At 70.1% G+C, this 23,501-nt stretch carries 23 protein-coding genes; 17 read left to right on the top strand and 6 right to left on the bottom strand.

The annotated features are described in order from the left end of the window. The first annotated feature begins 5 nt into the window (after nucleotides 1-5). The 6 genes from accC (at nucleotide 6) to RHOOR87_RS0109460 (ending at nucleotide 6,340) form a co-directional block, all read left to right on the top strand. Nucleotides 6-1,373 (top strand): acetyl-CoA carboxylase biotin carboxylase subunit, encoded by a 1,368-nt coding sequence (gene accC, locus RHOOR87_RS0109485; protein WP_007514140.1) that lies wholly within the window; start codon nucleotides 6-8, stop codon nucleotides 1,371-1,373. Nucleotides 1,374-1,455: 82 nt separating this feature from the next. Then, the gene (gene prmA / locus RHOOR87_RS0109480; RefSeq protein WP_015446610.1) at nucleotides 1,456-2,355 is read left to right on the top strand and encodes a 50S ribosomal protein L11 methyltransferase; all 900 of its coding nucleotides are present in this window, start codon (nucleotides 1,456-1,458) and stop codon (nucleotides 2,353-2,355) included. A gap of 108 nt (nucleotides 2,356-2,463) precedes the next feature. Then, on the top strand, nucleotides 2,464-3,321 hold the full coding sequence (locus RHOOR87_RS0109475; protein ID WP_015446609.1) for a zinc-ribbon and DUF3426 domain-containing protein: 858 nt from the start codon (nucleotides 2,464-2,466) through the stop codon (nucleotides 3,319-3,321). A 162-nt stretch (nucleotides 3,322-3,483) separates the two neighbouring features. Then, on the top strand, nucleotides 3,484-3,801 hold the full coding sequence (locus RHOOR87_RS20745) for a helix-turn-helix domain-containing protein (protein WP_231378311.1): 318 nt from the start codon (nucleotides 3,484-3,486) through the stop codon (nucleotides 3,799-3,801). Between the two features lie 67 nt (nucleotides 3,802-3,868). Then, nucleotides 3,869-5,479, top strand: coding sequence for a bifunctional phosphoribosylaminoimidazolecarboxamide formyltransferase/IMP cyclohydrolase (gene purH, locus RHOOR87_RS0109465; protein WP_015446607.1), 1,611 nt, complete (start codon nucleotides 3,869-3,871; stop codon nucleotides 5,477-5,479). A gap of 150 nt (nucleotides 5,480-5,629) precedes the next feature. Beyond that, nucleotides 5,630-6,340 (top strand): glutathione S-transferase, encoded by a 711-nt coding sequence (locus RHOOR87_RS0109460; RefSeq protein ID WP_007514129.1) that lies wholly within the window; start codon nucleotides 5,630-5,632, stop codon nucleotides 6,338-6,340. A gap of 27 nt (nucleotides 6,341-6,367) precedes the next feature. On the opposite strand, the gene RHOOR87_RS20620 is transcribed toward RHOOR87_RS0109460, so the two are convergent. After that, nucleotides 6,368-6,904, bottom strand: coding sequence for a DUF2782 domain-containing protein (locus RHOOR87_RS20620; RefSeq protein WP_015446606.1), 537 nt, complete (start codon nucleotides 6,902-6,904; stop codon nucleotides 6,368-6,370). A gap of 92 nt (nucleotides 6,905-6,996) precedes the next feature. Here RHOOR87_RS20620 and polA point away from each other — a divergent pair, with 92 nt between their 5' ends. The 3 genes from polA to uvrD all read left to right on the top strand — a co-directional run bounded on the left by polA (nucleotide 6,997) and on the right by uvrD (nucleotide 12,576). Continuing rightward, nucleotides 6,997-9,747, top strand: coding sequence for a DNA polymerase I (gene polA / locus RHOOR87_RS0109450; protein ID WP_027484873.1), 2,751 nt, complete (start codon nucleotides 6,997-6,999; stop codon nucleotides 9,745-9,747). 333 nt (nucleotides 9,748-10,080) lie between these two features. Continuing rightward, nucleotides 10,081-10,299 carry a hypothetical protein gene (locus RHOOR87_RS0109445; protein ID WP_007514121.1) on the top strand — a complete coding sequence of 73 codons (219 nt, stop codon included), beginning with the start codon at nucleotides 10,081-10,083 and terminating at the stop codon, nucleotides 10,297-10,299. 72 nt (nucleotides 10,300-10,371) lie between these two features. After that, entirely contained in the window at nucleotides 10,372-12,576 is a 2,205-nt protein-coding gene (gene uvrD / locus RHOOR87_RS0109440) for a DNA helicase II (RefSeq protein WP_027484872.1), read from the top strand. Between the two features lie 3 nt (nucleotides 12,577-12,579). On the opposite strand, the gene RHOOR87_RS0109435 is transcribed toward uvrD, so the two are convergent. From RHOOR87_RS0109435 to RHOOR87_RS0109420, 4 genes are all read right to left on the bottom strand, one after another. Next, nucleotides 12,580-13,602, bottom strand: coding sequence for an alpha/beta hydrolase (locus RHOOR87_RS0109435; protein ID WP_007514115.1), 1,023 nt, complete (start codon nucleotides 13,600-13,602; stop codon nucleotides 12,580-12,582). A 162-nt stretch (nucleotides 13,603-13,764) separates the two neighbouring features. Next, nucleotides 13,765-15,018 carry a heme biosynthesis HemY N-terminal domain-containing protein gene (locus RHOOR87_RS0109430; RefSeq protein ID WP_027484871.1) on the bottom strand — a complete coding sequence of 418 codons (1,254 nt, stop codon included), beginning with the start codon at nucleotides 15,016-15,018 and terminating at the stop codon, nucleotides 13,765-13,767. Continuing rightward, the gene (locus RHOOR87_RS0109425) at nucleotides 15,015-16,163 is read right to left on the bottom strand and encodes a uroporphyrinogen-III C-methyltransferase (protein ID WP_027484870.1); all 1,149 of its coding nucleotides are present in this window, start codon (nucleotides 16,161-16,163) and stop codon (nucleotides 15,015-15,017) included. The genes RHOOR87_RS0109430 and RHOOR87_RS0109425 overlap by 4 nt, the downstream gene beginning before the upstream one ends. A gap of 55 nt (nucleotides 16,164-16,218) precedes the next feature. Next, a complete protein-coding gene (locus tag RHOOR87_RS0109420; RefSeq protein WP_027484869.1) occupies nucleotides 16,219-16,989 on the bottom strand; it encodes a uroporphyrinogen-III synthase in 771 nt (256 codons plus the stop codon). An 89-nt stretch (nucleotides 16,990-17,078) separates the two neighbouring features. Between RHOOR87_RS0109420 and RHOOR87_RS0109415 the strand changes: the two genes are divergently transcribed. From RHOOR87_RS0109415 to RHOOR87_RS0109405, 3 genes are all read left to right on the top strand, one after another. Further along, complete coding sequence (locus RHOOR87_RS0109415) at nucleotides 17,079-17,552, top strand: YiiD C-terminal domain-containing protein (protein WP_027484868.1); 474 nt, start codon at nucleotides 17,079-17,081, stop codon at nucleotides 17,550-17,552. Nucleotides 17,553-17,610: 58 nt separating this feature from the next. Continuing rightward, nucleotides 17,611-18,024 (top strand): hypothetical protein, encoded by a 414-nt coding sequence (locus RHOOR87_RS0109410; protein WP_027484867.1) that lies wholly within the window; start codon nucleotides 17,611-17,613, stop codon nucleotides 18,022-18,024. A 77-nt stretch (nucleotides 18,025-18,101) separates the two neighbouring features. Then, nucleotides 18,102-18,548 (top strand): rhodanese-like domain-containing protein, encoded by a 447-nt coding sequence (locus RHOOR87_RS0109405; protein WP_027484866.1) that lies wholly within the window; start codon nucleotides 18,102-18,104, stop codon nucleotides 18,546-18,548. Nucleotides 18,549-18,566: 18 nt separating this feature from the next. On the opposite strand, the gene RHOOR87_RS0109400 is transcribed toward RHOOR87_RS0109405, so the two are convergent. Continuing rightward, a complete protein-coding gene (locus RHOOR87_RS0109400; protein ID WP_027484865.1) occupies nucleotides 18,567-19,628 on the bottom strand; it encodes a 2Fe-2S iron-sulfur cluster-binding protein in 1,062 nt (353 codons plus the stop codon). Nucleotides 19,629-19,682: 54 nt separating this feature from the next. Between RHOOR87_RS0109400 and RHOOR87_RS0109395 the strand changes: the two genes are divergently transcribed. The 5 genes from RHOOR87_RS0109395 (at nucleotide 19,683) to RHOOR87_RS0109375 (ending at nucleotide 23,400) form a co-directional block, all read left to right on the top strand. Next, nucleotides 19,683-20,123, top strand: a complete 441-nt coding sequence (locus RHOOR87_RS0109395; RefSeq protein WP_007513975.1) for a hotdog fold thioesterase — start codon at nucleotides 19,683-19,685, stop codon at nucleotides 20,121-20,123. Then, nucleotides 20,120-21,079 carry a serine/threonine protein kinase gene (locus tag RHOOR87_RS0109390; RefSeq protein WP_007513977.1) on the top strand — a complete coding sequence of 320 codons (960 nt, stop codon included), beginning with the start codon at nucleotides 20,120-20,122 and terminating at the stop codon, nucleotides 21,077-21,079. Before RHOOR87_RS0109395 ends, RHOOR87_RS0109390 begins: the two co-directional genes overlap by 4 nt. An 87-nt stretch (nucleotides 21,080-21,166) precedes the next feature. Further along, nucleotides 21,167-21,697 (top strand): DUF1190 domain-containing protein, encoded by a 531-nt coding sequence (locus tag RHOOR87_RS0109385; RefSeq protein ID WP_027484864.1) that lies wholly within the window; start codon nucleotides 21,167-21,169, stop codon nucleotides 21,695-21,697. Then, on the top strand, nucleotides 21,697-22,875 hold the full coding sequence (locus tag RHOOR87_RS0109380; protein ID WP_027484863.1) for a glutathionylspermidine synthase family protein: 1,179 nt from the start codon (nucleotides 21,697-21,699) through the stop codon (nucleotides 22,873-22,875). The genes RHOOR87_RS0109385 and RHOOR87_RS0109380 overlap by 1 nt, the downstream gene beginning before the upstream one ends. Nucleotides 22,876-22,965: 90 nt before the next feature. Further along, the gene (locus RHOOR87_RS0109375; protein WP_027484862.1) at nucleotides 22,966-23,400 is read left to right on the top strand and encodes a hypothetical protein; all 435 of its coding nucleotides are present in this window, start codon (nucleotides 22,966-22,968) and stop codon (nucleotides 23,398-23,400) included. Nucleotides 23,401-23,501 lie beyond the last annotated feature (101 nt).

Here is a 23,501-nt window from a genome sequence, read left to right as displayed (position 1 = left end):
CCCGGATGCTCGAGAAGGTCGTCATCGCCAACCGCGGCGAAATCGCGCTGCGCGTATTGCGCGCCTGCCACAGTCTGGGCATCAAGACCGTGGCGGTGCACTCCACCGTGGACCGCAACCTGAAGCACGTCGGCCTCGCCGACGAATCGATCTGCATCGGCCCCGGGCCGTCGGTCGACAGCTACCTCAACATCCCGCGGATCATCGCGGCGGCCGAGATCACCGACGCCCAGGCGATCCACCCTGGCTACGGCTTCCTGTCCGAGCGCGCCGACTTCGCCGAACAGGTGGAGCAGTCCGGCTTCGTCTTCATCGGCCCGACCGCCGAGGTGATCCGCCTGATGGGCGACAAGGTCGAGGCGATCCGCGCGATGAAGGCGGCCGGCGTGCCGTGCGTACCCGGCTCCGGCGGCCCGCTCGGCGAGGACGTCGACGCCAACATCAAGATCGCCCGCGAGATCGGCTACCCGGTGATCATCAAGGCCGCCGGCGGCGGCGGCGGCCGCGGCATGCGCGTGGTGCGCACCGAGGCCCATCTGGGCAATTCCATCGTGATGACCAAGCAGGAGGCCAAGGCGGCCTTCGGCAACGACCAGGTGTACATGGAGAAATTCCTGGAGAATCCGCGCCACGTGGAGGTCCAGGTACTGGCCGACGGCCAGGGCAACGCGATCCACCTGGGCGAGCGCGACTGCTCGATGCAGCGCCGTCACCAGAAGGTGGTGGAAGAAGCGCCGGCGCCGGGCATCACGCCCGAGCAGCGCGCGGCGATCGGCAAGGTCTGCGTCGACGCCTGCCTGCGCATCGGCTACCGCGGCGCCGGCACCTTCGAGTTCCTGTTCGAGAACGGCCGCTTCTACTTCATCGAGATGAACACCCGCATCCAGGTCGAGCACCCGGTGACCGAGTTCATCACCGGCGTGGATCTGGTGCGCGAGCAGCTCTTGATCGCCGGCGGCGAGAAGCTGTCGATCCGCCAGGAGGACATCAAGATCACCGGCCACGCGATCGAGTGCCGCATCAACGCCGAGGATCCGGACACGTTCCTGCCCAGCCCCGGCACGGTGAAGCGCTTCGAGGCGCCCGGCGGCCCCGGCGTGCGGGTGGACACGCATCTCTACGACGGCTACCGCATCCCGCCGAACTACGACTCGATGATCGGCAAGCTGATCGTGCACGGCCCCGACCGCGACACCGCGATCGCGCGCATGCGCCTGGCACTGGCCGAGACGGTGATCGAGGGCGTCAAGTGCAACATCCCGCTGCAGCAGCGGATCATGGCCGACGTCGGCTTCCAGCACGGCGGGCAGAACATCCACTACCTCGAAAAGCGGATGGCCGAGCAGAAAGAGAAAGCCGCCGCCGGCACCTGACCTCTCTGTGGGAGCGCACCCTTTGCGCGATGCTCTTCCATCGCGCACAGAGTGCGCTCCCACGGCCTATCGAATACGCCTCATGCCATTCCTCGAACTCTCCCTGGTCGTTCGCACCGAACAGCAGCCCCGCGCGGAAGAAGCGCTGGACGACCTCGGCGCGCTGTCGATCACGCTGCGCGACGCCGACGCGGAGACGCCGGACGAGCAAGCGATCTTCGAGCCCGGCGTGGGCGAACTGCCGCTGTGGCCGACGATCACGCTGAACGCGCTGTTCGACGAACACGCCGACCGGCGCGGCCTCGCCGCCGCGCTGGGCGAACTGCTGCCGTGGCTCGAACCCGACCAGCTGAACTTCGCCGAGCTCGCCGACCAGGACTGGGAGCGCGCGTGGATGGACCAGTTCAAGCCGATGCCGTTCGGTCGGCGGCTGTGGATCTATCCGTGGAACATCGAGCCACCCATCGATGACGAGCGCGTCGTCGTGCGGCTCGACCCGGGCCTGGCTTTCGGCAGCGGCACCCACCCGACCACCGCGCTGTGCCTGGAATGGCTGGACGGCCTGGACCTCGCCGGCAAGACCCTCACCGACTACGGCTGCGGCTCCGGCATCCTGGCGATCGCCGCGCTGAAGCTCGGCGCGGCCAGTGCGGTCGGCGTCGACAACGACCCGCAGGCGCTCATCGCCTCACGCGACAACGCCGAGCGCAACGGCGTGGCCGAGCGCCTCGCGCTGTTCCTGCCAGAGGATCACGTGGTCGAGGCCGCGGACGTGTTCATCGCCAACATCCTCGCCGGCCCGCTCGGCACATTGGCGCCCCGCTTTGCTGCCGCCGCGAAGCCCGGCGCACCGTTCGCCATCTCCGGCATCCTCGCCGGCCAGCAGGACGAACTGCTGGCGCGCTATGCCGAGTGGTTCGACGAACTGCACGTGGACACGCGCGGGGACTGGGTGCGCATCAGCGGTCGGCGCCGCGGCTGAGCGCGCGCGCCGGCTCCCGCTGCCGGGGTCGCGGCGACTTCAGGCAGGCCCTGAAGCCGCCGCGACCACCCTGCTAAGCTTGCCGCGTATCGATCCGCAACGGCCCGCATGTATACCCAGTGTCCCGAATGCCTGTCCGTGTTTTCGCTCGACGCGCAGACGCTGGCGCAGGCGCACGGCCACGTCGTGTGCGGGCACTGCGAAGCCGGCTTCGACAGTCTCGCCACACTCGCCGAGCAGCTCCCGCCGGAGCCCTTTGTCGAGCTGCCGCTCAACCAGCCCGCGCTGCAGCCGCCACGGCTCGACCTGGTGGTCTATCGCCCGCGCCCCGGCCCGCCGGCAGTCGTCGCCGACGAGATGGTCGTGGCCGCCGCACCGCGGCCGCCCGTCGGGGATTTTTCGCAACTGGTCTTCGCCCCGCGTTTCGCCCGCGAGCCGCGCACGCACCAGCACGAACGGGCGGCCCGACGCAACCGGCGGCAGCCGCGCTCGTCCGGCGAGCGACACTGGCCGTGGATCACGGCATGCCTGTTGCTCACCCTGCTGCTGGCCGTCCAGCTGGCCTGGGCCGAGCGCGACGAACTGATCCGCCAGCCGCTCGTGAACCACTGGCTGCGCGGCAGCTGTGCCATGCTCGGCTGCGAACTGCCGCTGGTCGCCGCGCCGCAGCAGTTGCGCCTGCTGGCCAGCAACGTGCAGGCCCATCCCAGCGTCGCCGGTGCGCTGATGATCAGCGCCAGCGTGCGCAACGACGCCGGCTTCGCCCAGCCCTGGCCGGTGCTGGCGATCACCTTGTCGAATGCCCAGGGCCAGCGCATCGCGATGCGCCGGTTGCAGCCGGCGGAGTACCTGGACGACGCCGCGGTCCTGCGCCACGGCCTGGCGCCCGGCGGCAGCGCCGTGCTGCTGCTGGAGGTGGAAGATCCGGGCGACAACGCGGTGGCGTTCGAGATCGGTTTCGAATAATGGCGCCTGCGGTACTTAAAATTGTCGGCTCGCGCGGGTAGACTCGACCCCTCGCGCCGACATGTCCGACGGCATGCGATAGACGCCGCGACGCGCAAGACCAGCCATAACCATGAGCAGCGACCGATGCAGTCGCCGCTTCGCACGTGAGGGAAAATGTCCGTGAATGCCGTAAGACTGCCTGCTGCCGAGGCCGCGAAACAGGCCTCGTTGCAGGGCACGGGTTCGCCTGGCGCCAGCCTTCAGGGGCAGAGTGCGCTGAGCGAATGCGTCACCCGCATGGTGCGCCGCTACCTTGCCGACATCGGCGACACCGAATGCGCCGAAGGACTGCACGCGCTGGTGCTGCACGAAGTCGAAGTGCCGCTGCTGCGCGAGGTGCTGGCGTTCCACGACGGCAACCAGAGCCGCGCCGCCGGCGCGCTCGGCATCAACCGCGCCACCTTGCGCAAGAAGCTGGCTGCGCACGGCCTGTTGTAACCCGCCCGAAGCCGCCCATCATCCGGACGGCTATAATGAGCGGCTTTCCCCTCCTGGTAACCCGCTCATGTCCGCCCCCCAGCTCGTCCCGGTTCGTCGCGCCCTGCTCAGTGTCTCCGACAAGACCGGGCTGATCGAGCTGGGCCGACGCCTCGCCGCGAAGGGCATCGAGCTGCTTTCCACCGGCGGCAGCGCGAAGGCGTTGCGCGAAGCCGGCATCGCGGTCACCGAGGTCAGCGACCTCACCGGTTTTCCCGAGATCATGGACGGCCGCGTGAAGACGCTGCACCCGAAGGTGCATGGCGGCCTGCTCGGCCGCCGCGGCACCGACGACCAGGTGATGGCCGGACTCGGCATCGTGCCGATCGACCTGCTGGTGCTGAACCTGTACCCGTTCGAGGCGACCGTGGCCAAGCCCGATTGCACGCTGGAGCAGGCGATCGAGAACATCGACATCGGTGGCCCGGCGATGCTGCGCTCGGCGGCGAAGAACTGGAACGACGTGGGCGTGCTGACCTCGCCGGATCAGTACGAGAACGCCCTGGCCGAGATCGAAAGCCAGGGCGGCCTCACCCGCGCCACCCGCTTCAAGCTGGCGGTGGCCGCATTCAACAACGTGTCCAGCTACGACGGCGCGATCAGCGACTACCTGTCCGGGTTGGAACTCAACGATGCGCAGGACGCCATCGCCGGCCATGCCGCGTTCCCCGGCCAGGTCAACGGCCGCTTCGTGAAGCTGCTGGACCTGCGCTACGGCGAGAACCCGCACCAGCAGGCCGCGTTCTATCGCGACCTGTATCCGGCGCCGGGCACGCTGGCCACCTTCCGTCAGCTGCAGGGCAAGGAGCTGTCGTTCAACAACATCGCCGATGCCGATGCGGCATGGGAGTGCGTGCGCAGCTTCGTCAAGCCGGCCTGCGTGATCGTCAAGCACGCCAACCCCTGCGGCGTGGCGGTGAGCATGGACGGCATCGGCAAGGCGTATGAGCTCGCCTTCCAGACCGATCCCACCTCCGCCTTCGGCGGCATCATCGCGTTCAACCGCGAGGTGGACGGTGCCACCGCGAAAGCGATCGTCGAGCGCCAGTTCGTCGAGGTGGTGCTGGCGCCGGCCTACGCGGACGACGCGCTGAAGGCGTTCCACAAGAAGGGCAACGTGCGCGTGCTGGCGATCCCGCTGCCGGCCGACGGCGACCTGCGCACCGCCCACCCCGGCATGCACTCCAAGCGCGTGGGTTCGGGCCTGCTGCTGCAGAGCGCCGACACCGGCATGATCGCCGCGGCGGACCTGAAGGTCGTCACCCGCAAGGCGCCCACCGAGGCGCAGATCCACGACCTGATCTTCGCCTGGAAGGTGGCCAAATTCGTCAAGTCCAACGCGATCGTCTACGCGAAGGATCGCCAGACCATCGGCATCGGCGCCGGCCAGATGAGCCGCGTCTACAGCGCGAAGATCGCCGGCATCAAGGCCGCCGACGAGAAGCTCGACGTGCGCGGCTCGGTGATGGCCAGCGACGCGTTCTTCCCGTTCCGCGACGGCATCGACGCCGCCGCCGCGGCGGGCATCAGCGCGGTGATCCAGCCCGGCGGCTCGATGCGCGACGCCGAGGTGATCGCCGCCGCTGACGAGCACGGCATGGCGATGGTGTTCACCGGCATGCGCCACTTCCGCCACTGATATCGCGCGCCCCCAATGCAGGAGCCCGCCCGCGGGCGATGCCGTTGCTTTTGCGGATCCCGGCTTTCAGGGCATCGCCCACGAGCGGACTCCTACACGCCCCGTAGAAGTCGTGCGTGCCAGCATCGGATCCAGTCCGGGGAAACGGCCATGCGCTACGAGCTCTACTACTGGACCGGCATCCAGGGCCGCGGCGAGTTCGTGCGGCTGGCGCTGGAAGACGCCGGCGCCAGCTACGTCGATGTGGCCCGCGAGGAGGGCGACGACGCCATCGTGCGCTACCTCGACGGCGTGCACGAGGGTGCGCTGCCGTTCGCGCCGCCGTTCCTCAAGGCCGGCCGCCTGCTGATCGCGCAGACCGCAAACATCCTGCAGTATCTTGGCCCGCCGCTCGGCCTGGTGCCGGAAAGCGAGAGTCGGCGGCTGTACGCCCACCAGCTGCAGCTGACCATCGCCGACCTGGTCGCCGAGGTGCACGACTCGCATCACCCGATCGCCAGCAGCCTGTACTACGAGGACCAGCGCGTCGAGGCGCGCCGTCGCGCGGCTGACCTGCGCGAAACACGGCTGCCGAAATACCTGGACTATTTCGAGCAGGTGCTGGAACGCGGCGGCGGCGAGCATGCCCTGCATGGGCACTCCTACGTCGACCTTTCGCTGTTCCAGCTGATCAGCGGGCTGGAATATGCGTACCCGCGCGCCATGCAACGCCTCGCGCACAAGCTGCCGCTGCTGCAGGCGTTGAAACAGCGGGTGGCCGGGCGGCCACGCCTGGCGGCCTACCTGGCGTCGCCGCGACGGGTGCCGTTCAACGAAAACGGCATCTTCCGCCACTATCCGGAACTGGACGACCCGGCGTAGACGGGGCCGGGGTCGCGCGGCGACGGCTCAGTGGCCGCCGTCGGCCGGAGGCGTCCCGCTCGAACCCTCCGCCGGCGGCCGGCTCTTGCCCCACTCCAGCACCTTGTACATCACCGGCCCTACCGGCTTCATGCCGTGCTCGTCGACCAGCCGGCCCTGCGGATCGACCATGTAGGTCTGCGCGATGCCGCTCTTGGGGGTGATCACCACCATGTAGACGCGGCCGTTGCGGCGGTATTCCTGGATGCTGTTGTCGCCTTCCTGGCGGATCCGTACTTCCGGCGGCGCCTGGTCCCGGCCAGCCTGCACGCTGCCTTCGTCGTGCATCGCCGGCAGCGTCTGCGGCTTCAGGTTCAGCGACTGGGCGGACGGCGACGTCGCCGCACGGGTCGCGCGATGTCCGGCCGCCGGCTTGGCGGGTGGTCGCGCCGGCGACTCCACGGTCCGCACGCCCGGGTCGTCGATCCCGGGCGGCGGCGGCACGCTCGCCGATGGGGCGGACTGCGCCAGTGCGCTCGACGTGAACAGGACGCTGGCGGCAACCAGCAAGGCAGCGGTTTTCATGGCGGCAACCTCGTTCGGGGAACGCAGCATAACAGCGCCCTCGCCGGCCGTTCGTGAAGCGCGGCGTTTCGCCGTGCATGCGAGAATGCCGCATGCCCAAACTCATCCTGATCGACGGCTCCTCCTACCTGTACCGCGCGTTCCACGCGCTGCCGCCGCTTTCCAACGCCCGCGGCGAGGCCACCGGTGCGCTGTTCGGCGTGGTCAACATGCTGCGCGCCACGCTGAAGGCGAAGCCGGACTACCTGGCCTTCGTCAGCGATGCCCCGGGCCCCACCTTCCGCGACGCGCTGTACGCCCAGTACAAGGCGAACCGCCCGCCGATGCCGGACGACCTGCGCTCCCAGGTCGAGCCGATGCTGGCGATCGTGGCCGCGCTGGGTTTCCCGATCCTGCGCGTGGGGGGGGTCGAAGCCGACGACGTGATCGGCACGCTGGCCCTGCAGGCACAGGCGCAGGGCATCGAAGTGGAGGTTTCCACCAGCGACAAGGACATGGCCCAGCTGGTCGGTTCGCACGTCACCTTGGTCAACACCATGAGCAACACGGTGCTGGACAGCGCCGGCGTGATGGAAAAATTCGGCGTGATGCCGGCGCAGATCATCGACTTCCTCGCACTCACCGGCGACGCCATCGACAACATCCCCGGCGTGCCCAAGTGCGGCCCGAAGACCGCCGCCAGGTGGCTGGGCGAATACGGCTCGCTGGACGGCGTAATCGCACATGCCGACCGCATCGGCGGCAAGATCGGCGAAAGCCTGCGCGCCACGCTGCCGCAGCTGCCGCTGTCGCGCCAGCTGGCGACGATCAAGACCGACGTGCCGCTGGAGTTCGGCCCCACCGACCTGGCCCGGCGCGAGGCCGACGTCGAACAGCTGCGCGAGCTGTACACCCGCTACGAGTTCAAGGCGGCACTGAAGGAGCTGGATTCCGCGGCGGAACCAGCAGGAGCGCACCCTGTGCACGACGCTCTTCGCGCCGAACAGCATCAGAGCCATCGCGTACAGGGTGCGCTCCTGCAGACGGAATTTTCCGGCCCCGGCGAATACGAGCTGGTCACCACGCAGGCACGGTTCGACGCCTGGCTGGAAGAATTGCGCGGCGCCGAGCTGATCGCGTTCGACACCGAGACCACCAGCCTCGATGCGATGCGCGCGGACATCGTGGGCCTGAGCTTCGCGGTGGAGCCGGGCCGGGCCTGCTACCTCCCGCTCGGCCACGACTATCCCGGCGTGCCGCCGCAGCTCGACCGCGACGACGTGCTGCGCGCGCTCAAACCGATCTTCGAGGACGCCACGCGGCCCAAGCTGGGTCAGCACGCGAAGTACGACATCAACATCCTGTCGCACTACGGCATCGCGGTGCAGGGGCTGAAGCACGACTCGATGCTGGAATCCTACGTGTGGAACGCCACCGCCACGCGCCACGACATGGACTCGCTGGCGAAGAAGTACCTCGGCTACGACACGGTGAAGTACGAGGACGTCGCCGGCAAGGGCGCCCGGCAGATCTCGTTCTCGCAGGTGGACCTGGACACCGCCTGCCGCTACGCCGCCGAGGACGCCGACGTCACCCTGCGCCTGCACCACGCGCTGTGGCCGAAGCTGGAGAGCGTGCCCGCGCTGCGCCGCGTGTACGAGGAGATCGAGATCCCGCTGGTGCCGGTGCTGGCCGAGATGGAACGCCGCGGCGTGCTGATCGACGGCGACGAGCTGCGCCGGCAGAGCCAGCAGCTGGGCAGGCGCATGCTGGAACTGCAGCAGCAGTCGTATGCGCTGGCCGGGCGCGAGTTCAACCTCGATTCGCCCAAGCAGCTGCAGGCGGTGCTGTTCGACGAACTGCACCTCGAAGCGAAACTGAAGACGCCGACCGGCCAGCCGTCCACCAACGAGGAAGCGCTGGAAGCGATCGCCGACACCCACGAACTGCCGCGGCTGATCCTCGACTACCGCGGCCTGGCCAAGCTGCGCAGCACGTACACCGACAAGCTCTCCGCCATCGTCAACCCGCGCACCGGCCGCGTACACACCAGCTACCACCAGGGTTCGGTGGCCACCGGGCGGATTTCTTCGTCCGATCCGAACCTGCAGAACATCCCGGTGCGCACCGAGGAAGGTCGGCGCATCCGCCAGGCCTTCATCGCGCCGCCGGGATGGCGGGTGATGGCGGCGGATTACTCACAGATCGAGTTGCGCATCATGGCCCACCTGTCCGGCGACGAGGGCCTGCTCAAGGCCTTCCGCGAGGGCGGCGACGTGCACCGCGCCACCGCCGCCGAGGTGTTCGGCCTGAAACCGGAAGAGGTCAGCGCCAACCAGCGCCGCGCCGCCAAGGCGATCAACTTCGGCCTGATGTACGGCATGAGCGCATTCGGCCTGGCGCGCCAGCTCGGCGTGGACCGCGCCGAGGCCGGCGACTACATGGCGCGCTACTTCGCCCGTTACCCCGGCGTGCACGCGTTCATGGAAGCGACCCGTGAACGCGCCCACCACGACGGCTACGTGGAGACCATCTTCGGCCGCCGGCTGTACCTGGAGAACCTCAACGCGCGCAACCAGGCACTGCGCCAGGGCGCCGAACGCGCCGCGGTGAACGCGCCGATGCAGGGCAGCGCCGCCGACATCATCAAGCGCGCGATGATCGCCGTGGCGGCGTGGCTGAAAGACCGCGACGATGCCCACATGCTGATGCAGGTGCACGACGAACTGGTGTTCGAGGTGCGCGCCGACGCGGTCGACACGGTGCGCACGGCGGTGGTCGCGCGAATGTCCGGCGCGGCGGAACTGGCGGTGCCGCTGCTGGTCGACGTGGGCGTGGGTGCGAACTGGGACGAGGCGCATTGAGATCGTCGGCCGACGGTCGCCTTCTTACGCAACAACGACTTGGCCGTTAAGGTTTCATGAGCATGAACCGCTCATGAATTTCTTCGGAAACCCTGCAACTTTTTCGGCAAATCACGCACTAACTTCACGGATGCACGCAACGGCATCCGCGGCGAGTCCACCTCCCTGGGCCGCCACAGGCGCGAACCTCTCCCCTGGGTCTTCGCGCCTGCCCCCGCCCCGGAGGCTCCCCCTAGCCTCCGGGGCTTTTTTTGCCCGCGATCCGTGCGGCTTGTACATCCCATGCACGGCGGCACCGGGCATACTCGCCCCACATCCATCACGGGGAACACCATGCGCGCAGGCCTGATCATTGTTGGCATCATCCTCGTCGCCGCCGGCATCTGGGTGGTGGCGGGCCATGCCTCCTACCAGGATACCGACACCCTGCTGCAGGTCGGCTCGGCCAGGATCACCGCCACCCACGAGAAGGGCGTACCGCAATGGATCGGCATTGCCGGCATCGTGGTCGGCGCGCTGCTGGCGGTCGGCGGCTTCCTGCAGAAGCGCTGAGCCGCACCGCTGCCACCCCGAAAACCGCCGCCGCCGCGGCGGTTTTTGTTGGCGCCCACTACAATGGGCGCGATGGATGTCTCGTACCTGATCGACCCGCTCAACGCCGCCCAACGCGAAGCCGTCTGCGCCCCGCCCGGCCATTACCTGGTACTGGCCGGCGCCGGCTCCGGCAAGACCCGCGTGCTCACCCACCGCATCGGCTGGCTGACCCAGGCCGAGCGGGTACCGCCGTGGGCGATCCTCGCCGTCACCTTCACCAACAAGGCCGCCGGCGAGATGCGTGCGCGGCTGGAGGCGCTGATTCCCGGCGGTACCCAAGGCCTCACCGTCGGCACCTTCCACGGCATCGCGCACCGGCTGCTGCGGCGACACTGGCGCGAGGCCGGCTTGCCGGAGGCGTTCCAGATCCTCGACGCCGACGACCAGCTGCGACTGGTCAAGCGCGTGATCGCCGGACTGGGCCTGGACGACGCGAAGTATCCGCCGCGCCAGGCCTGCTGGCAGATCAACCAGTGGAAGGACGAGGGCAAGCGGCCGGACGGCATCGAGCACCGCGACCATCCGGTCACGCACACTTTCGTGCGCATCTACCAGGCCTACGAGGACGCCTGCCGCCGCGCCGGCCTGGTCGACTTCGGCGAGCTGCTGCTGCGCGCGCACGAGCTGTGGCTGAAGCATCCGGCCGTGCTGGAGCATTACCAGCAGCGCTGGCGGCACCTGCTGATCGACGAATTCCAGGACACCAACACGCTGCAGTACGCGTGGATCCGCGTGCTCGCCGGCGCCACCGGGAAAGTCTTCGCGGTCGGCGACGACGACCAGTCGATCTACGGCTGGCGCGGCGCCAAGGTCGAGAACATGGCGCAGTTCCTGCGCGACTTCCCCGGCGCGCACACGATCAAGCTGGAACAGAACTACCGCTCCACCTCGACCATCCTGAAGGCCGCCAACAGCGTGATCCAGCGCAACGGCAGCCGCCTCGGCAAGCAGTTGTGGACGGCCGGCGACGACGGCGAACGCATCGCGCTGTACGCCGCCTACAACGAGCAGGACGAGGCGCGCTTCGTGGTGGAGCGCATCCGCGAGTACATCGACGAGCAGGGCCAGGCGAAGGACTGCGCGATCCTGTACCGCTCGAATGCGCAGTCGCGCAATTTCGAGGAACAGCTGGCCCAGCGCAACATCAAGTATCGCGTCTACGGCGGCCAGCGCTTCTTCGAGCGCGCCGAAGTCAAGGACGCGCTGGCCTACCTGCGGCTCACCGCCAATCGCCACGACGACACCGCGTTCGAGCGCGCGGTGAACACGCCGCCGCGCGGCATCGGCGAGCGCACGCTGGACGTGCTGCGCCGCCGCGCCCGCGGCGAGAACACCTCGCTGTGGGAAGCTGCACTCGGCGAACTGGCCGGCGGCAGCGAGCTGGCCGGCCGCGCGAAGAACGCGGTGAAGGCGTTCCTCGGCATGATCGACGCCATGGCCCATGCTTTCCAGCCGTCCACGCCCAATGGCGAAAAGGACGCGCTCACCCTGGCCGAACAGATCGACCACGCGATCACCCACACCGGCCTGCGCGATTTCTATGAGAAAGATTCGCGCGGCAACGCCGAGTCGCGGGTGGAGAACCTGGACGAGCTGATCAACGTGGCCAGCCGCTTCGAGCGCACCGCCGAGGACATCGACGCGGGGCTCGGCGAACTCTCCGCGTTCCTGTCGCATGCCACCCTGGAAGCGGGCGAGAACCAGGGCGAGGCGTGGGACGACTGCGTGCAGCTGATGACGCTGCACTCGGCCAAGGGGCTGGAATTTCCGGTGGTGTTCCTGGTCGGCATGGAGGAAGGCCTGTTCCCCAGCCAGCGCTCGGTCGACGACGAAGGCCGGCTGGAAGAGGAACGCCGGCTCGCCTACGTCGGCATCACCCGCGCCCGCGAGAAACTCATCGTCACCCACGCCGAATCGCGCCGCATGCACGGCACCGAGATGCTGGCGCGGCCATCGCGCTTCCTCGGCGAAATGCCCGCCGAGCTGATCGACGAGGTGCGCCCGCGCGTGCACGTCACCCGCCCGCTGTACACCGGCCGGCCGCACGAGGTCGCGCCGTCGCTGGAGGAAGCGCTGCCGGTGAAACTCGGCCAGCGCGTCAGCCACCCCAGCTTCGGCGAAGGCGTGGTGATCAGCGCCGAAGGCAGCGGCGCGCACACGCGGCTGCAGGTGAACTTCGAAGGCGCCGGCAGCAAGTGGCTGGTGGCCGCCTACGCGAACCTCACGCCGCTGTAGCCGTCAGCCGCGCTTCGCCGCGAGCTGCTGCAGCACCCGCACGACCGCATCGGCCACCGCTTGCGGCCGGTCCAGCTCGATGTCGTGCGAGGTATCGGCCACCTTGCGCAGTTCACCGCGGGTCGAACTCGCCACGATGCGCTGCTGGGTCGCATCGCGCGCTGCCTCCAGCGACTTGCGCATGCCCGCCGGCGCGTCGGCATAGGTGCCCGCGGCCTGCAGCACCACCAGCGGGATGTCGCCGTGCGATTCGCTCGCCGGCACCGGCGGCGCGAACACCGACACGTTCTGCGCCAGCTCCGAACGCAGGGTGTGCCAGAACGCCGGCTGCAGCTTGTGCGCGTGATTGGCCGCCGCCACGGCGGGGCTTTCCCATGGCGCCGGCGCGCCGATGCACGGCGCCAGCGCCGGTACCGGTTTGGCCAGGGCGCCCCGCTCGGCGCCCTGCTCGCAGCTGGCGATGAACGCATCGCGCTGCCGGTTCAGCGTCGCATCATCCTTCAGCCACGGCGCCGGCATGAAACGGCCCAGGTCCTGCGCGGGCGGATCGACCAGCACCATGCCGGCGACCTCGCCGGCATACTCGCTGGCGTAGCGGCGCACGATGTTGCTGCCCAGCGAATGCCCCACCAGCACCAGCGGCGCCTGCAGGCCTACCGCGCGGATCAGCGCGTGCAGGTCGGCCACGTCGGCGTCGAGACCGCGCGGCAGCGGGCCAGCGTCGCTGAAACCGTAACCCGCGCGGTCGTAGGAACACACCCGCGCGTGCGCCGCCAGCAGCGGCTGTACGCGGAACCAGCTCTGCGAGTCGGCATGCGAGCCGGACTCCAGCAATACCGTCACCGGCCCGCTGCCGCTGCAGCGCAGGTCGAGATGGCGTTTCTGGCCGATGGCGACACGCTGGCCCGGCCTGGCGTAGTTGTCTGGCGTGGTCGGCGGCGCGGACGACTCGGCCATGGCGGAAGTAGCTATCAACAGGCCGGCCAGGAAGACCGTGCCCAGGCGTCCGATCCGTACGTGTTCCATGCGCTGCTCCGGTGGAGGTCGGGCATGGGACCGGCATGGCGGATGGAAGTTCGCGGTCCTTACGGCGGCAGTGCTGCCTGCGGCCCGCGACGGTTCGAGCTCCCGACAGCCGAGCAAGGGTCGGCATCCCTCATGGGAATCACGCGAAACCAAGCATCTCGCTTACTCACGCATCCGCGGCACCCCATGCTCGTCGCGCTCCTCCAACGCGATGGCAGTGGTGTCGATCACGCCACTGGCCTGGCCTGACGGTGGGCGCACGGTTTCACCGCGCATCATGGCAAACGCGTTGCGATAGCAGCGCTGCGACTGTTCGGCATCGCCTTGTCCGGCCGAGGCGTCGCCGAGTGTTTCCCACGCACCGGCACTCGGCGCCAGGGCGAGCGAGCGCTGCAGGTACTGCCGCGCCTTGCCCCACAGCTTCAGCCGCACGCACATGCGGCCGAGCGTGAGCAGCAGGGTGGCGTCGTTCGGGTGCGCGTCGAGCCAGCCTTCGGCACGGCGCAGGCGCGCCTCGACGTCGTCGCCGGCCAGGGTGCCGTAGGTTTCGATCAAGAGCGGCGACCATTCCCGGCGCAGCGCGGATTCCACTTCGTCCATCGCCGGCAGGGTCAGGCCGAACGTGGCGGCGCGACGGGCGTAGGCGTCGATCACCGCGGGCACGCGGCGCTGCGTCTTCGGCAGTTGCGACCACAAGGTGTTGAGGCCGGCGCCATCCGCAGCGGCGTTGAGGGTGGCAACCAGCACCTGCACTTCCAGCGCGGCATAGGCGCGGTTGCCCAGCGCACCGCTCTTCTGCAGGGGCGCCAGGCCCTCGCGCGCGCGCCGGACATCGCCGCTCGCCAGCGCCGCCTGCACCAACTCGCGCCAGCCGCCCGGGGTCAGCGTGCCCTTGTCCGATTCAGGCGCGAGCAGCGCCAACGCCTCGGCCGGCCGGCCCTCGCGGCGCAGCACGCGGGCACGCAGCACGCGGGCCGCCTGCGGTGCGGATTGCGCGGCCTGGTTCAAGGCTTCCAGCGCGCGGCCATGCTCGCCGCGGCGCGCGGCGGCCTCGGCCGCGGCCAGCAGGGCCGGGCCGCGCAGGCTGTCCAGCCGCGCGGCGCGGTTGAGGTCGCGCTCGGCGTCGCCATGGCGGCCTTCCATCAGGGCGATCAGGCCGGCGCCCAGACGCTGCTGGCTCAGCCGCCGATGCCGCCGCGAGAACGCGCCGAACGGCCAGCGTGCCAGTCGCCACAATACCGTGATCAACGCCCACGCCAGCAGCAGGATGACCAGCGCCGCGACCACCGTGGTCTCCACCCGCCAGCCGCGCAGGCGCAGCAGCACGTAGCCCGGATCCTCGGCCACCCAGTGCCAGCCGAACGCGGCCAGCGCGGCGGCGACGACCAGCAGGCCGATGGCGTACCACAGCCTCATGGCCGGGCTCCGCCGCTCGGCGCGGAGCCGCCCGGGGCGGGACTGAGCGCGTGCACCGCGCGCAGGTTGCGCAGTTCGCCCAGCGCGGCGCCCAGTTGCACCGGCGCGTTCGCCGGCAACTGGCTGGCGAGCTGCCGCAAGGCCTCACGTGCCTGCTGCACCGCTGGCGCGTGGCCGTCGAACTGGCTGGCCAGCGCGGCATCGACGCGCTGCAACGCGGCCGCATAGCCCTTGGCGTCATGAGCCAGCAACGCGGCCTGCGCCTGCGCCAGGTCGAGCGCGGCCAGTTCGCGCGCGAAGCGCGCATCGGCGACCGCCAGCGGCGCGCCGTCGTCGCGCTGCACGCTGACCACGCCGGTGAGCGCGCGGCGGATGCGCGACCAGGCGTCGGTGGCCTCGGTCGCGCCGCTGTCGAGCGGCTTCAGCGGCAGCGTGGCGAGTGCCCCGCGCAGCGCCACCAGCTGCTGCAGCGCACCGGCCTGGCTGGCCGGCTGGCTCTTCACCAGCGCCTCGCGCTCGGCGTTGACGCTCTGGCGCAGGCTGCTGAACGCGCCGTCGTTGACCGCGGCCAGGGTCTGATCGGCCAGCGCATACGCCGCGGCGGCACCCTGCGCGTCATGGAACAGCGTGTAGCGTTCGCCGGCCATGCGCAGCAGCGATTCGGCCTCGCCCAGCAGCATGCCGTCGCGGCCGCTCAGGCTCTTCTCGGCGAGCTTGGCCACCGCGTCCTCGAGATGACGCGTGCGCTCGGCCTGGCCGAGCAGCTCCTCGCGCAGCGAACGGTTGACCTGGGCCGCGTCGTCCAGCCGCTGGTTCAGGCTGCCGCGCTGGTCATCCAGCGCGGTCAGCGCGGTTTCCAGCGTGGCCACGCGCTGCTGCAGGCTGGCGACGTTCCGCTGCTCGGCGGCACCGCCTTGCGCCTGCTGCCACTGGCGCCAGCCGACGTAGCCGGCGGCTGCCACCGCGACCAGCGCCAGCAGCACCGCCAGCGCCACGCTGCCGCCGCCGCGACGCGGCGCGGGTCGCGCCGGAGCCGCACGGGAGGCGCGCATGGGTGGATCGACCGGCAGCGCGCCGGTGGCGGCGGGATCGGGACGGGCGCCCTCGGGCGCGGCGGACGCGTTCGGCTGGTCGACGTTGCTCATGCGCGCATGCTAGCAGCGAGTACCGGCGCGTTCGTAGCACGCCGGCGTGAACGGCTCAGCCCGCGCGGGCCGCCGCGTCGAGCAGATCGGCGGAAAGCGCCGAGGCAGCCGGCACGATGCGGGCGAAGCCGGCCGCGCGCGCCGCCGTCGCCAGCCGCTCGCTGCTGGCCACCGCGATCGCCGCGCACAGCCGCGTCCACGCCGCCGCCGGCAGCGACTGCTGCAGGTTGTGCAGCGCCTCGGCGCTGGACAGCAGCACCCGCGCCGAACTCGGCAACCGCAGCAACGCCTCGACATGACGCCGGTCCAGCCGCGGCGGCAGCCGCCGGTAGACATGCACTTCCTGCAATTGCGCGCCGCGTGCGGCGAGCTGTTCGCGCAGCACGCCGCGGCCGCCGGGCGCGCCGATCAGCGCCACCCGGCGACCGTGCAGTTCGCGCAATCCGGGATGGTCGAGCAGGCCCTCGCTGTCCTGCCGCGGCGGCGCCATCGGCGCGGCGATGCCGTGCCGGCGCAAGGCCCGCGCGGTGCCCTGGCCCACCGCCAGCACCGCGGCCTTGGTCCGCAGCGGCAACAAGGCGGCGGCGTGGCGCACCGCGGCCGGACTGGTGAAGACGATCAGCTCCGCCGCCAGCGCCACGCGCAGGCCATGGCGCGCGGCCACGGTATCCGCCACGCTGCGCAGGCTCAGGCCCGGCAGCAGCAGCGGCGCGCCGCCGAGCGCGCGCACCCGGCGCGCCAGCGCCGACGCGGTGCCGACCGGGCGGGTGATCACCACGGTGCGGCCGCGCAGGTTCGGCTGGTCTCGGGAGGGTTGTCGCTGCATCTGCGCATCGCGTCCGGCCACTGTCATGGCCCCAGTGTAGCGGCGGCCCTACACTGTCTGGCTTTCCTTTCCCAGGAACCGCCGACCACGTGAGCACCACCGACGACGCCACGCTGCACGCGCAGCAGCTGATCCGCTTCATCCGCGACGAAATCCCGCTGGCCCGGGCGATGGACCTGCAACTGGCCGATTGCAGCGACGGCCGCCTGAGTCTGCGCGCGCCCCTGGCGCCGAACGTCAACGACAAGGGCTGCGCGTTCGGCGGCAGCCTGGTCAGCCTGATGACGCTGAGCGGCTGGGCGCTGGTGGAGCTGGCGCTGCGCCGGCGCAGCCTCGACTGCGACGTGTTCGTCGCCGAGTCGAGCGTGCGCTACCTGGTTCCGCTGTGGCAGGACTTCCGCAGCGAGGCACGACTGGCGGCCGAGGCCGACTGGGCCACGTTCTTCAGCACACTCGAGGCTCGCGGCAAGGCGCGCATCGGCGTCGATTGCGTGGTCCCCGACCAGCACGGCGCGCCGGCCTGCACCCTGAGCGCGCGCTTCGTCGCCAAGCGCCGCGGCTGAAGTGGCGCGCGCCCGCTTGAGGCAGAATGGGCAGGTATCCATCGGGGAGGAGTCATCCATGCGCCGCATCCTGAGCATTCTCGTCGTGCTGTCCGTGCTGCTGCTGGCCGGCTGCGCCACCAAGGCCCGCAGCGACGCGTTGACCACCACGCTGAAGGCCTACGGCAGCACGCTGCGCTGGGGCGATTTCCAGAGCGCGGCGCAATTCATCGATCCGGCGGTGCGCGCCGCCCACCCGTTGACCCCGCTGCAGCTGGCGCGCTACCGGCAGGTGCGGGTGAGCGAGTACGACGACGGCGCCGGCCCGGTGCCGAGCGGCGACTTCGACGTGCAGCAGACCGTGCTGATCAACCTGGTCAATGTCCACACCCAGTCCGAGCGCAGCGTGGTCGATCACCAGAGCTGGCACTACGACGAGAAGGCCAAGCACTGGTGGCTGACCAGCGGCCTGCCGGACATCACCCAGGACTGAGCCGCGCACACCGCGACATATCCGTATAATCGCCGGTTTACCCGAACTGGTGCGGCCAAGGCACCTGTGGACTGACGATGAACGATTTCCTGCACAAGCTGCCCGAATTTGTCGGCAACCATGCCGCCTTGTCGGCCCTGTTCGTGATCCTGCTGCTGGCGCTGATCGTGATCCAGGTGAGCACGCTGTTCAGCAAGATCAAGGAGCTCAGCCCGGCCGGGCTGACCCTGCTGATCAACCGCGAGAACCCGCTGCTGATCGACCTGTCGGCGATCGCCGAGTTCGAGAAGATGCACGTGCCCGGCGCCCGCCACGTGGCGACGAGCCAGTTCGACCCCGAACACAAGGACCTGGCCAAGGCGAAGGAACTGCCGGTGGTGGTGATGGACAAGGACGGCCGCGGCCATTCGCTGAAGGCGTCGCAGCGCCTGGTCAAGGCCGGCTTCGGCAAGGTCTACACGCTGGGCGGCGGCGTGCTGGCCTGGCACGCGGCGCAATTGCCGGTGGCCAAGGGCAACAAGTAGGCACGCACCCGCTCTTAATCAGTAATCGTGGATGCCGGCGCGCCCGGCGATGATCGCCGCCAGCACGTCCGGCGCGTACTCGAACGAGTCGTAGTACAGCCGCTCCTCCGGCAGCCCGGCGGCGAGGAACCCGGGATGCGCGGCGTCGATCATCGCCGGCGGGCCGCTCATGTAGAGGTCGTGGCCGGCGAGGTCGGGCTGGTCCGCCAGCACCGCCTCGTGCACCAGCCCCGTGCGCAGGCCTTCGGCCAGTGCGGGGTGGGAGACCACCGCATGGAACGCCAGGTTCGGCACCTCGCGCGTCCATTGCTCGGCCAGTGCGCGCAGGTACAGGTCGGCCGCGCTGCGCGCGCCCCAGTACAGCCGCATCGGCCGGCGTGTGCCCAGCGCGATGAAGTGCTCGACGATCGCCTTGACCGGGGCGAAGCCGGTGCCGCCGGCCATGAAGATCATCGGCCGCTCGGAATCCTCGCGCGGCACGAAGGTGCCCAACGGCCCCTCCACGCGCAGGCGGTCGCCGACCCCGAGCACGTCGTTGACCCACGAGGTGAAGCCGCCACCGGCGACGTGGCGCACGTGCAGTTCGATCGAACCGTCCCGCTGCGGGCCGTTGGCGATCGAGAACGGCCGGCGCCGCCCGTCCTCCAGCAGCACGTCCAGGTACTGCCCCGGCAGTCGCCGCAGTCGGCGTTCGCCGCGATCCGGCTGCAGGCGCAGGCCGATCACGTCCGCCGCCAGCCGCCACTTGTCGGCCACCACCACGCCGAGCTGGCGCCGCGCGATGTCCTCCACCGAGGCCACCTCACGCGCCTCCAGCAGCAGGTCGCCGCACGGCACCGCCTGGCACGGCAGCACCGCGTGATGCGCCAGCGCGCCGGCATCCAGCGCCAGCGGCGGATTGCGCGGATACTCGCAGCGCCCTTCCAGCAGGGTCGCCTTGCAGCTGCCGCAGACGCCGGCGCGACAGGAATACGGCAATGCCACGCCCGCGCGCTGCGCCGCTTCCAGCACGGTCTCGCCGATGGCCACGGGGAACTGGCGGCCGGAGGATTTCAGGGTAACGATGGGCACCGGGTGCATTGTCGCGGCGAACGCGGCAGACAACAATGCGGACCCGCTTTACGGGAATCAACGATGAGCCTCTGGAAACAACCCACCGACCTGGCCCGCCTCAACGGCTGGAGCGCCAACACGCTGATGGAGGCGCTGGGCATCCGCATCACCGCGGTCGGCGACGACTGGCTGCAAGGCTGCATGCCGGTGGACGCGCGCACCCACCAGCCCTACGGCCTGCTGCACGGCGGCGCCTCGGTGGCACTGGCCGAGACCCTGGGCAGCACCGCAGCGATGCTCACGCTGGACCCGGCGAAGGAACTGGCGGTGGGCCTGGACATCAACGCCAACCATGTGCGCGGCGTGCGCGAGGGCAGCGTCACCGGCACCGCGAAGGCGCTGCACATCGGCCGCACCACCCAGGTGTGGGAGATCCGCATCGAGAGCGAGCAGGGCGCGCTGGTGTGCATCGCGCGCCTGACCATGGCGGTGATCCCGGCGCGCGGCATGGGCGTGCGTTGAACGCCGCGCCGTACGCCAGCCTCACCCCCGACCTGGTGCTCGACGCGGTGAGCGCCTGCGGGCTGTGGCCGGACGGCCGGCTGCTGGCGCTGAACAGCTACGAGAACCGGGTGTGGCAGGTGGGTCTGGAACGTGATGGATTGGAGCCGGCCACCCCGGTGATCGCGAAGTTCTACCGGCCCGGCCGCTGGAGCGACGCGGCGATCGTCGAGGAGCACGCGTTCACCCAGGAACTGGCCGACGCCGAGCTGCCGGTGGTGGCGCCGCTCGCCTTCGATGGCCGCACCCTGCTGCACCACGGCGGCTTCCGCTACGCGTTGACGCCGCGTCGCGGCGGCCGCGCGCCGGAGCTGGAAGCGATTGATCAACTGCAGTGGCTGGGCCGGCTGATCGCGCGCCTGCACCTGATCGGCGCGCGTGCGCCGTTCGTCCATCGCGGCAGGCTCGACCGCGACACGATGGTGCAGCAGCCGATGCTTGCGGTGCTCGCCTCGTCGCTGTTGCCGACCGCGCTGCAGACGAACTACCGCGCCGCCGCGACGCGGCTGGACGAAGCGATCGCTGCCCGGCTGGAAGCGCTCGGCCCGCTGCGCCAGCTGCGCCTGCACGGCGACTGCCATCCGGGCAACGTGCTGTGGACCGACGCCGGCCCGCACTTCGTCGATTTCGATGATGCGCGCAGCGGCCCCGCCGTGCAGGATCTGTGGATGCTCGCCAACGACGAGCGCGCGCTGGACGCCGTGCTCGAGGGCTACCGGCAGTTCCGCGATTTCGACGACGGCGAGCTGGCGCTGATCCCGGCACTGCGCGCGATGCGCCAGCTGCACTACGCCGGCTGGATCGCCGCGCGCTGGCACGACCCGGCCTTCCCCGCCGCGTTCCCGTTCGCCGCCGAACCGCGCTGGTGGGAACAGCACGTCGCCGACCTGCACGAACTGGCCGACGCGCTGGCCTGAAGACCCGCCGCGGCAGGCGGCCGCAAGAACTTTCTTCCGCGCACGCAAGCAGGCATGCTTGGCCGGATACCCTCGACCGAGCATTCCATGAAGCGATCCAAGACCGCCGCCCTGCTGCTGATGAGCACGGCCCCGCTGCTGCTGACCGCCTGCGACCGCAACCAGTCGCGCGAAGGCCTGTACACCTCGGTCGAGGCCTGCGTGGCGCAGACCAACGACAGCAACACCTGCCAGCAGGCATTCGCCAAGGCGCAGCAGGACGCGGTGGCCACCGCGCCGCGCTTCGCCAACCGCGAGGCATGCGAAGCCAGCTACGGCAAGGAAAAGTGCGCCGAACGCAATGACGGCGCCAGCCATTCGTTCTTCGGCCCGCTGATGACCGGCTTCTTCCTGTCGCAGATGATGCGCAACGGCGTGGCCGCGAACGGCTTCAACAGCGCACCGGCGTTCCGCGACAGCAACGGCGGCTGGCAGCGCCCGGCCACCGGCACCGGCGGCGTCTACCGCGGCGGCGCCGGTACCGCGATGGTGCCGGTCAACGCCACACCGAACCGCGCGGTCACGGTCAGCCGTTCCGGCTTCGGCACGTCCGGCAGCAGCCGCAGTTTCGGCGGCTGATGCGCCGCGTCGCCACGGCCGCGCGCCCCGACTGGCGCGCCAAGGCCGCCGAGTGCGGCTTCGGCTTCCACACCATCGACGATGCACCGTACTGGGACGAATCGGCGTACTACGCGTTCACCCTGCGCGAGATCGAGGATGACCTCGAAGCGCCCAGCGAAGAGCTGCACGCGATGGCGCTGGACCTGGTGGATCGCATCGTCGGCAGCGAACGGCACATGCAGCAGCTGGCGATCCCCGAGCCGTACCGCGACTGGATCGCGCAGAGCTGGCGCCGGCGCGACCCGCACCTGTACGGCCGCCTGGATTTCGCCTACGACGGCAGCGGCCCGGCCAAACTCTACGAGCTGAACTACGACACGCCGACCTCGCTGTTCGAGGCCGCGTTCTTCCAGTGGCAGTGGCTGGAGGACCAGCTCGCACGCGGCCAGCTTCCGGCCGGCAGCGACCAGTTCAACTCGATCCAGGAGTCGCTGGTGGAGGCGTTCGGCACGATCGCGCGGCGCATCACGCGGCCGTTCCACTTCGCCGCCGTGCGCGACTCGGCCGAGGACCAGGGCACCGTGGCCTACCTGCGCGACTGCGCGCTGCAGGCCGGCATCGACGGCGCCCTGCTGGCGATCGAGGACATCGGCCTCTCCGAGGACGGTCGCTTCACCGACCTCGACGACCACGTGATCGGCTGCCTGTTCAAGCTGTACCCGCTGGAAGACCTGTTCCGCGAATCGTTCGGCAGTTACCTGCCGCGTGCCGGGTTGCAGCTGATCGAGCCGCCGTGGAAGGCGCTGCTGAGCAACAAGGGCATCCTGCCGCTGCTGTGGGAAGCGCACCCGGGCCACCCGAACCTGCTGCCGGCCGAGTTCGACACCGGCGGCGAGCTGCCGCGCGGCTGGGTGCGCAAGCCGCTGCACTCGCGCGAGGGCGCCAACATCGCGATGCATCTGGCCGACGGCCGCGAGCTTGCCACCGGCGGCCCTTACGGCGGCCCGTGCATCCGCCAGGCCTGCCATCCGCTGAGCGCCTTCGACGGCCACCATCCGCTGGTCGGCAGCTGGCTGGTCGGCGAGCGCGCCTGCGGCATCGGCCTGCGCGAGGACAGCACGCTGGTGACCCAGGACAGCGCCCGCTTCGTGCCGCACGCGATCGTGGAGGAAGCGCGCGGCGTGCTGATCGCCTGAGCGCCCACGTGCCCACGGCCCCCGGCGCGGGGTATCCGGAGAGTTCGGACAGGCTCTAAGCTTGCGTCTTTGTTCCGCACAAGGCCCCGCATGCGCACCCTCCTGTTCCGCCTGATCGGCGTCCTCGAAATCGCCGGCGGCTTCTACGGCGTGGCGGCGATGCTGCGCCATCTGCTGCCATTCGGCGCGCACGACAGCCTGGTCGCGCTGCTCGGCCTGGCGCTGTACGGTTTCGTGCTGGCCGCCGGCATCCAGCTGGTCGCCGGCAGCGAGCACGGCGTGCGCCTGTCGCGCTGGGCACAGCTGCTGCAGCTGCCGTTGATCGCGCTGCCGGTGTTCAGCTACGGCCTGCACTGTGGCGCCTTCGTCAACGTGTTCGCCACGCTGCAGGCCGCGCCGCGGCTGGGCCTGGACTGGTACTTCGGCAGCCAGGGCTTCGTGCTCGCGGTCGCCGGCCCGTCGGTGTCGCGCCTGGGCATCAACCTGCTCGCGCTGCTCTCCTGGCTGGTCCTGCGCCTGCGCTGACGCTATCTGCTCGCTCCCCTGCGACTGAAGGAAGTCCCTTTGGGGCAACGCAGGAGAGGGGCGGGGCGGGGGGCTCCTGATCTTCCCCGCCGGCCCGAGCC

The sequence above is a fragment of the Rhodanobacter sp. OR87 genome (assembly GCF_000473345.1).
GTDB classification, from domain to species: domain Bacteria; phylum Pseudomonadota; class Gammaproteobacteria; order Xanthomonadales; family Rhodanobacteraceae; genus Rhodanobacter; species Rhodanobacter denitrificans.
This window is presented reverse-complemented; position numbering and strand designations above follow the sequence as displayed.

Excerpts from the sequence above, each read along its gene's own strand:
- accC (WP_007514140.1), top strand. The coding sequence starts at position 6 with ATGCTCGAGAAGGTCGTCATCGCCAACCGCGGCGAAATCGCGCTGCGC.
- prmA (WP_015446610.1), top strand. The coding sequence starts at position 1,456 with ATGCCATTCCTCGAACTCTCCCTGGTCGTTCGCACCGAACAGCAGCCC.
- RHOOR87_RS0109475 (WP_015446609.1), top strand. The coding sequence starts at position 2,464 with ATGTATACCCAGTGTCCCGAATGCCTGTCCGTGTTTTCGCTCGACGCG.
- purH (WP_015446607.1), top strand. The coding sequence starts at position 3,869 with ATGTCCGCCCCCCAGCTCGTCCCGGTTCGTCGCGCCCTGCTCAGTGTC.
- RHOOR87_RS0109460 (WP_007514129.1), top strand. The coding sequence starts at position 5,630 with ATGCGCTACGAGCTCTACTACTGGACCGGCATCCAGGGCCGCGGCGAG.
- RHOOR87_RS20620 (WP_015446606.1), bottom strand. The coding sequence starts at position 6,904 with ATGAAAACCGCTGCCTTGCTGGTTGCCGCCAGCGTCCTGTTCACGTCG.
- polA (WP_027484873.1), top strand. The coding sequence starts at position 6,997 with ATGCCCAAACTCATCCTGATCGACGGCTCCTCCTACCTGTACCGCGCG.
- RHOOR87_RS0109445 (WP_007514121.1), top strand. The coding sequence starts at position 10,081 with ATGCGCGCAGGCCTGATCATTGTTGGCATCATCCTCGTCGCCGCCGGC.
- uvrD (WP_027484872.1), top strand. The coding sequence starts at position 10,372 with ATGGATGTCTCGTACCTGATCGACCCGCTCAACGCCGCCCAACGCGAA.
- RHOOR87_RS0109435 (WP_007514115.1), bottom strand. The coding sequence starts at position 13,602 with ATGGAACACGTACGGATCGGACGCCTGGGCACGGTCTTCCTGGCCGGC.
- RHOOR87_RS0109430 (WP_027484871.1), bottom strand. The coding sequence starts at position 15,018 with ATGAGGCTGTGGTACGCCATCGGCCTGCTGGTCGTCGCCGCCGCGCTG.
- RHOOR87_RS0109425 (WP_027484870.1), bottom strand. The coding sequence starts at position 16,163 with ATGAGCAACGTCGACCAGCCGAACGCGTCCGCCGCGCCCGAGGGCGCC.
- RHOOR87_RS0109420 (WP_027484869.1), bottom strand. The coding sequence starts at position 16,989 with ATGCAGCGACAACCCTCCCGAGACCAGCCGAACCTGCGCGGCCGCACC.
- RHOOR87_RS0109410 (WP_027484867.1), top strand. The coding sequence starts at position 17,611 with ATGCGCCGCATCCTGAGCATTCTCGTCGTGCTGTCCGTGCTGCTGCTG.
- RHOOR87_RS0109405 (WP_027484866.1), top strand. The coding sequence starts at position 18,102 with ATGAACGATTTCCTGCACAAGCTGCCCGAATTTGTCGGCAACCATGCC.
- RHOOR87_RS0109400 (WP_027484865.1), bottom strand. The coding sequence starts at position 19,628 with ATGCACCCGGTGCCCATCGTTACCCTGAAATCCTCCGGCCGCCAGTTC.
- RHOOR87_RS0109395 (WP_007513975.1), top strand. The coding sequence starts at position 19,683 with ATGAGCCTCTGGAAACAACCCACCGACCTGGCCCGCCTCAACGGCTGG.
- RHOOR87_RS0109385 (WP_027484864.1), top strand. The coding sequence starts at position 21,167 with ATGAAGCGATCCAAGACCGCCGCCCTGCTGCTGATGAGCACGGCCCCG.
- RHOOR87_RS0109380 (WP_027484863.1), top strand. The coding sequence starts at position 21,697 with ATGCGCCGCGTCGCCACGGCCGCGCGCCCCGACTGGCGCGCCAAGGCC.
- RHOOR87_RS0109375 (WP_027484862.1), top strand. The coding sequence starts at position 22,966 with ATGCGCACCCTCCTGTTCCGCCTGATCGGCGTCCTCGAAATCGCCGGC.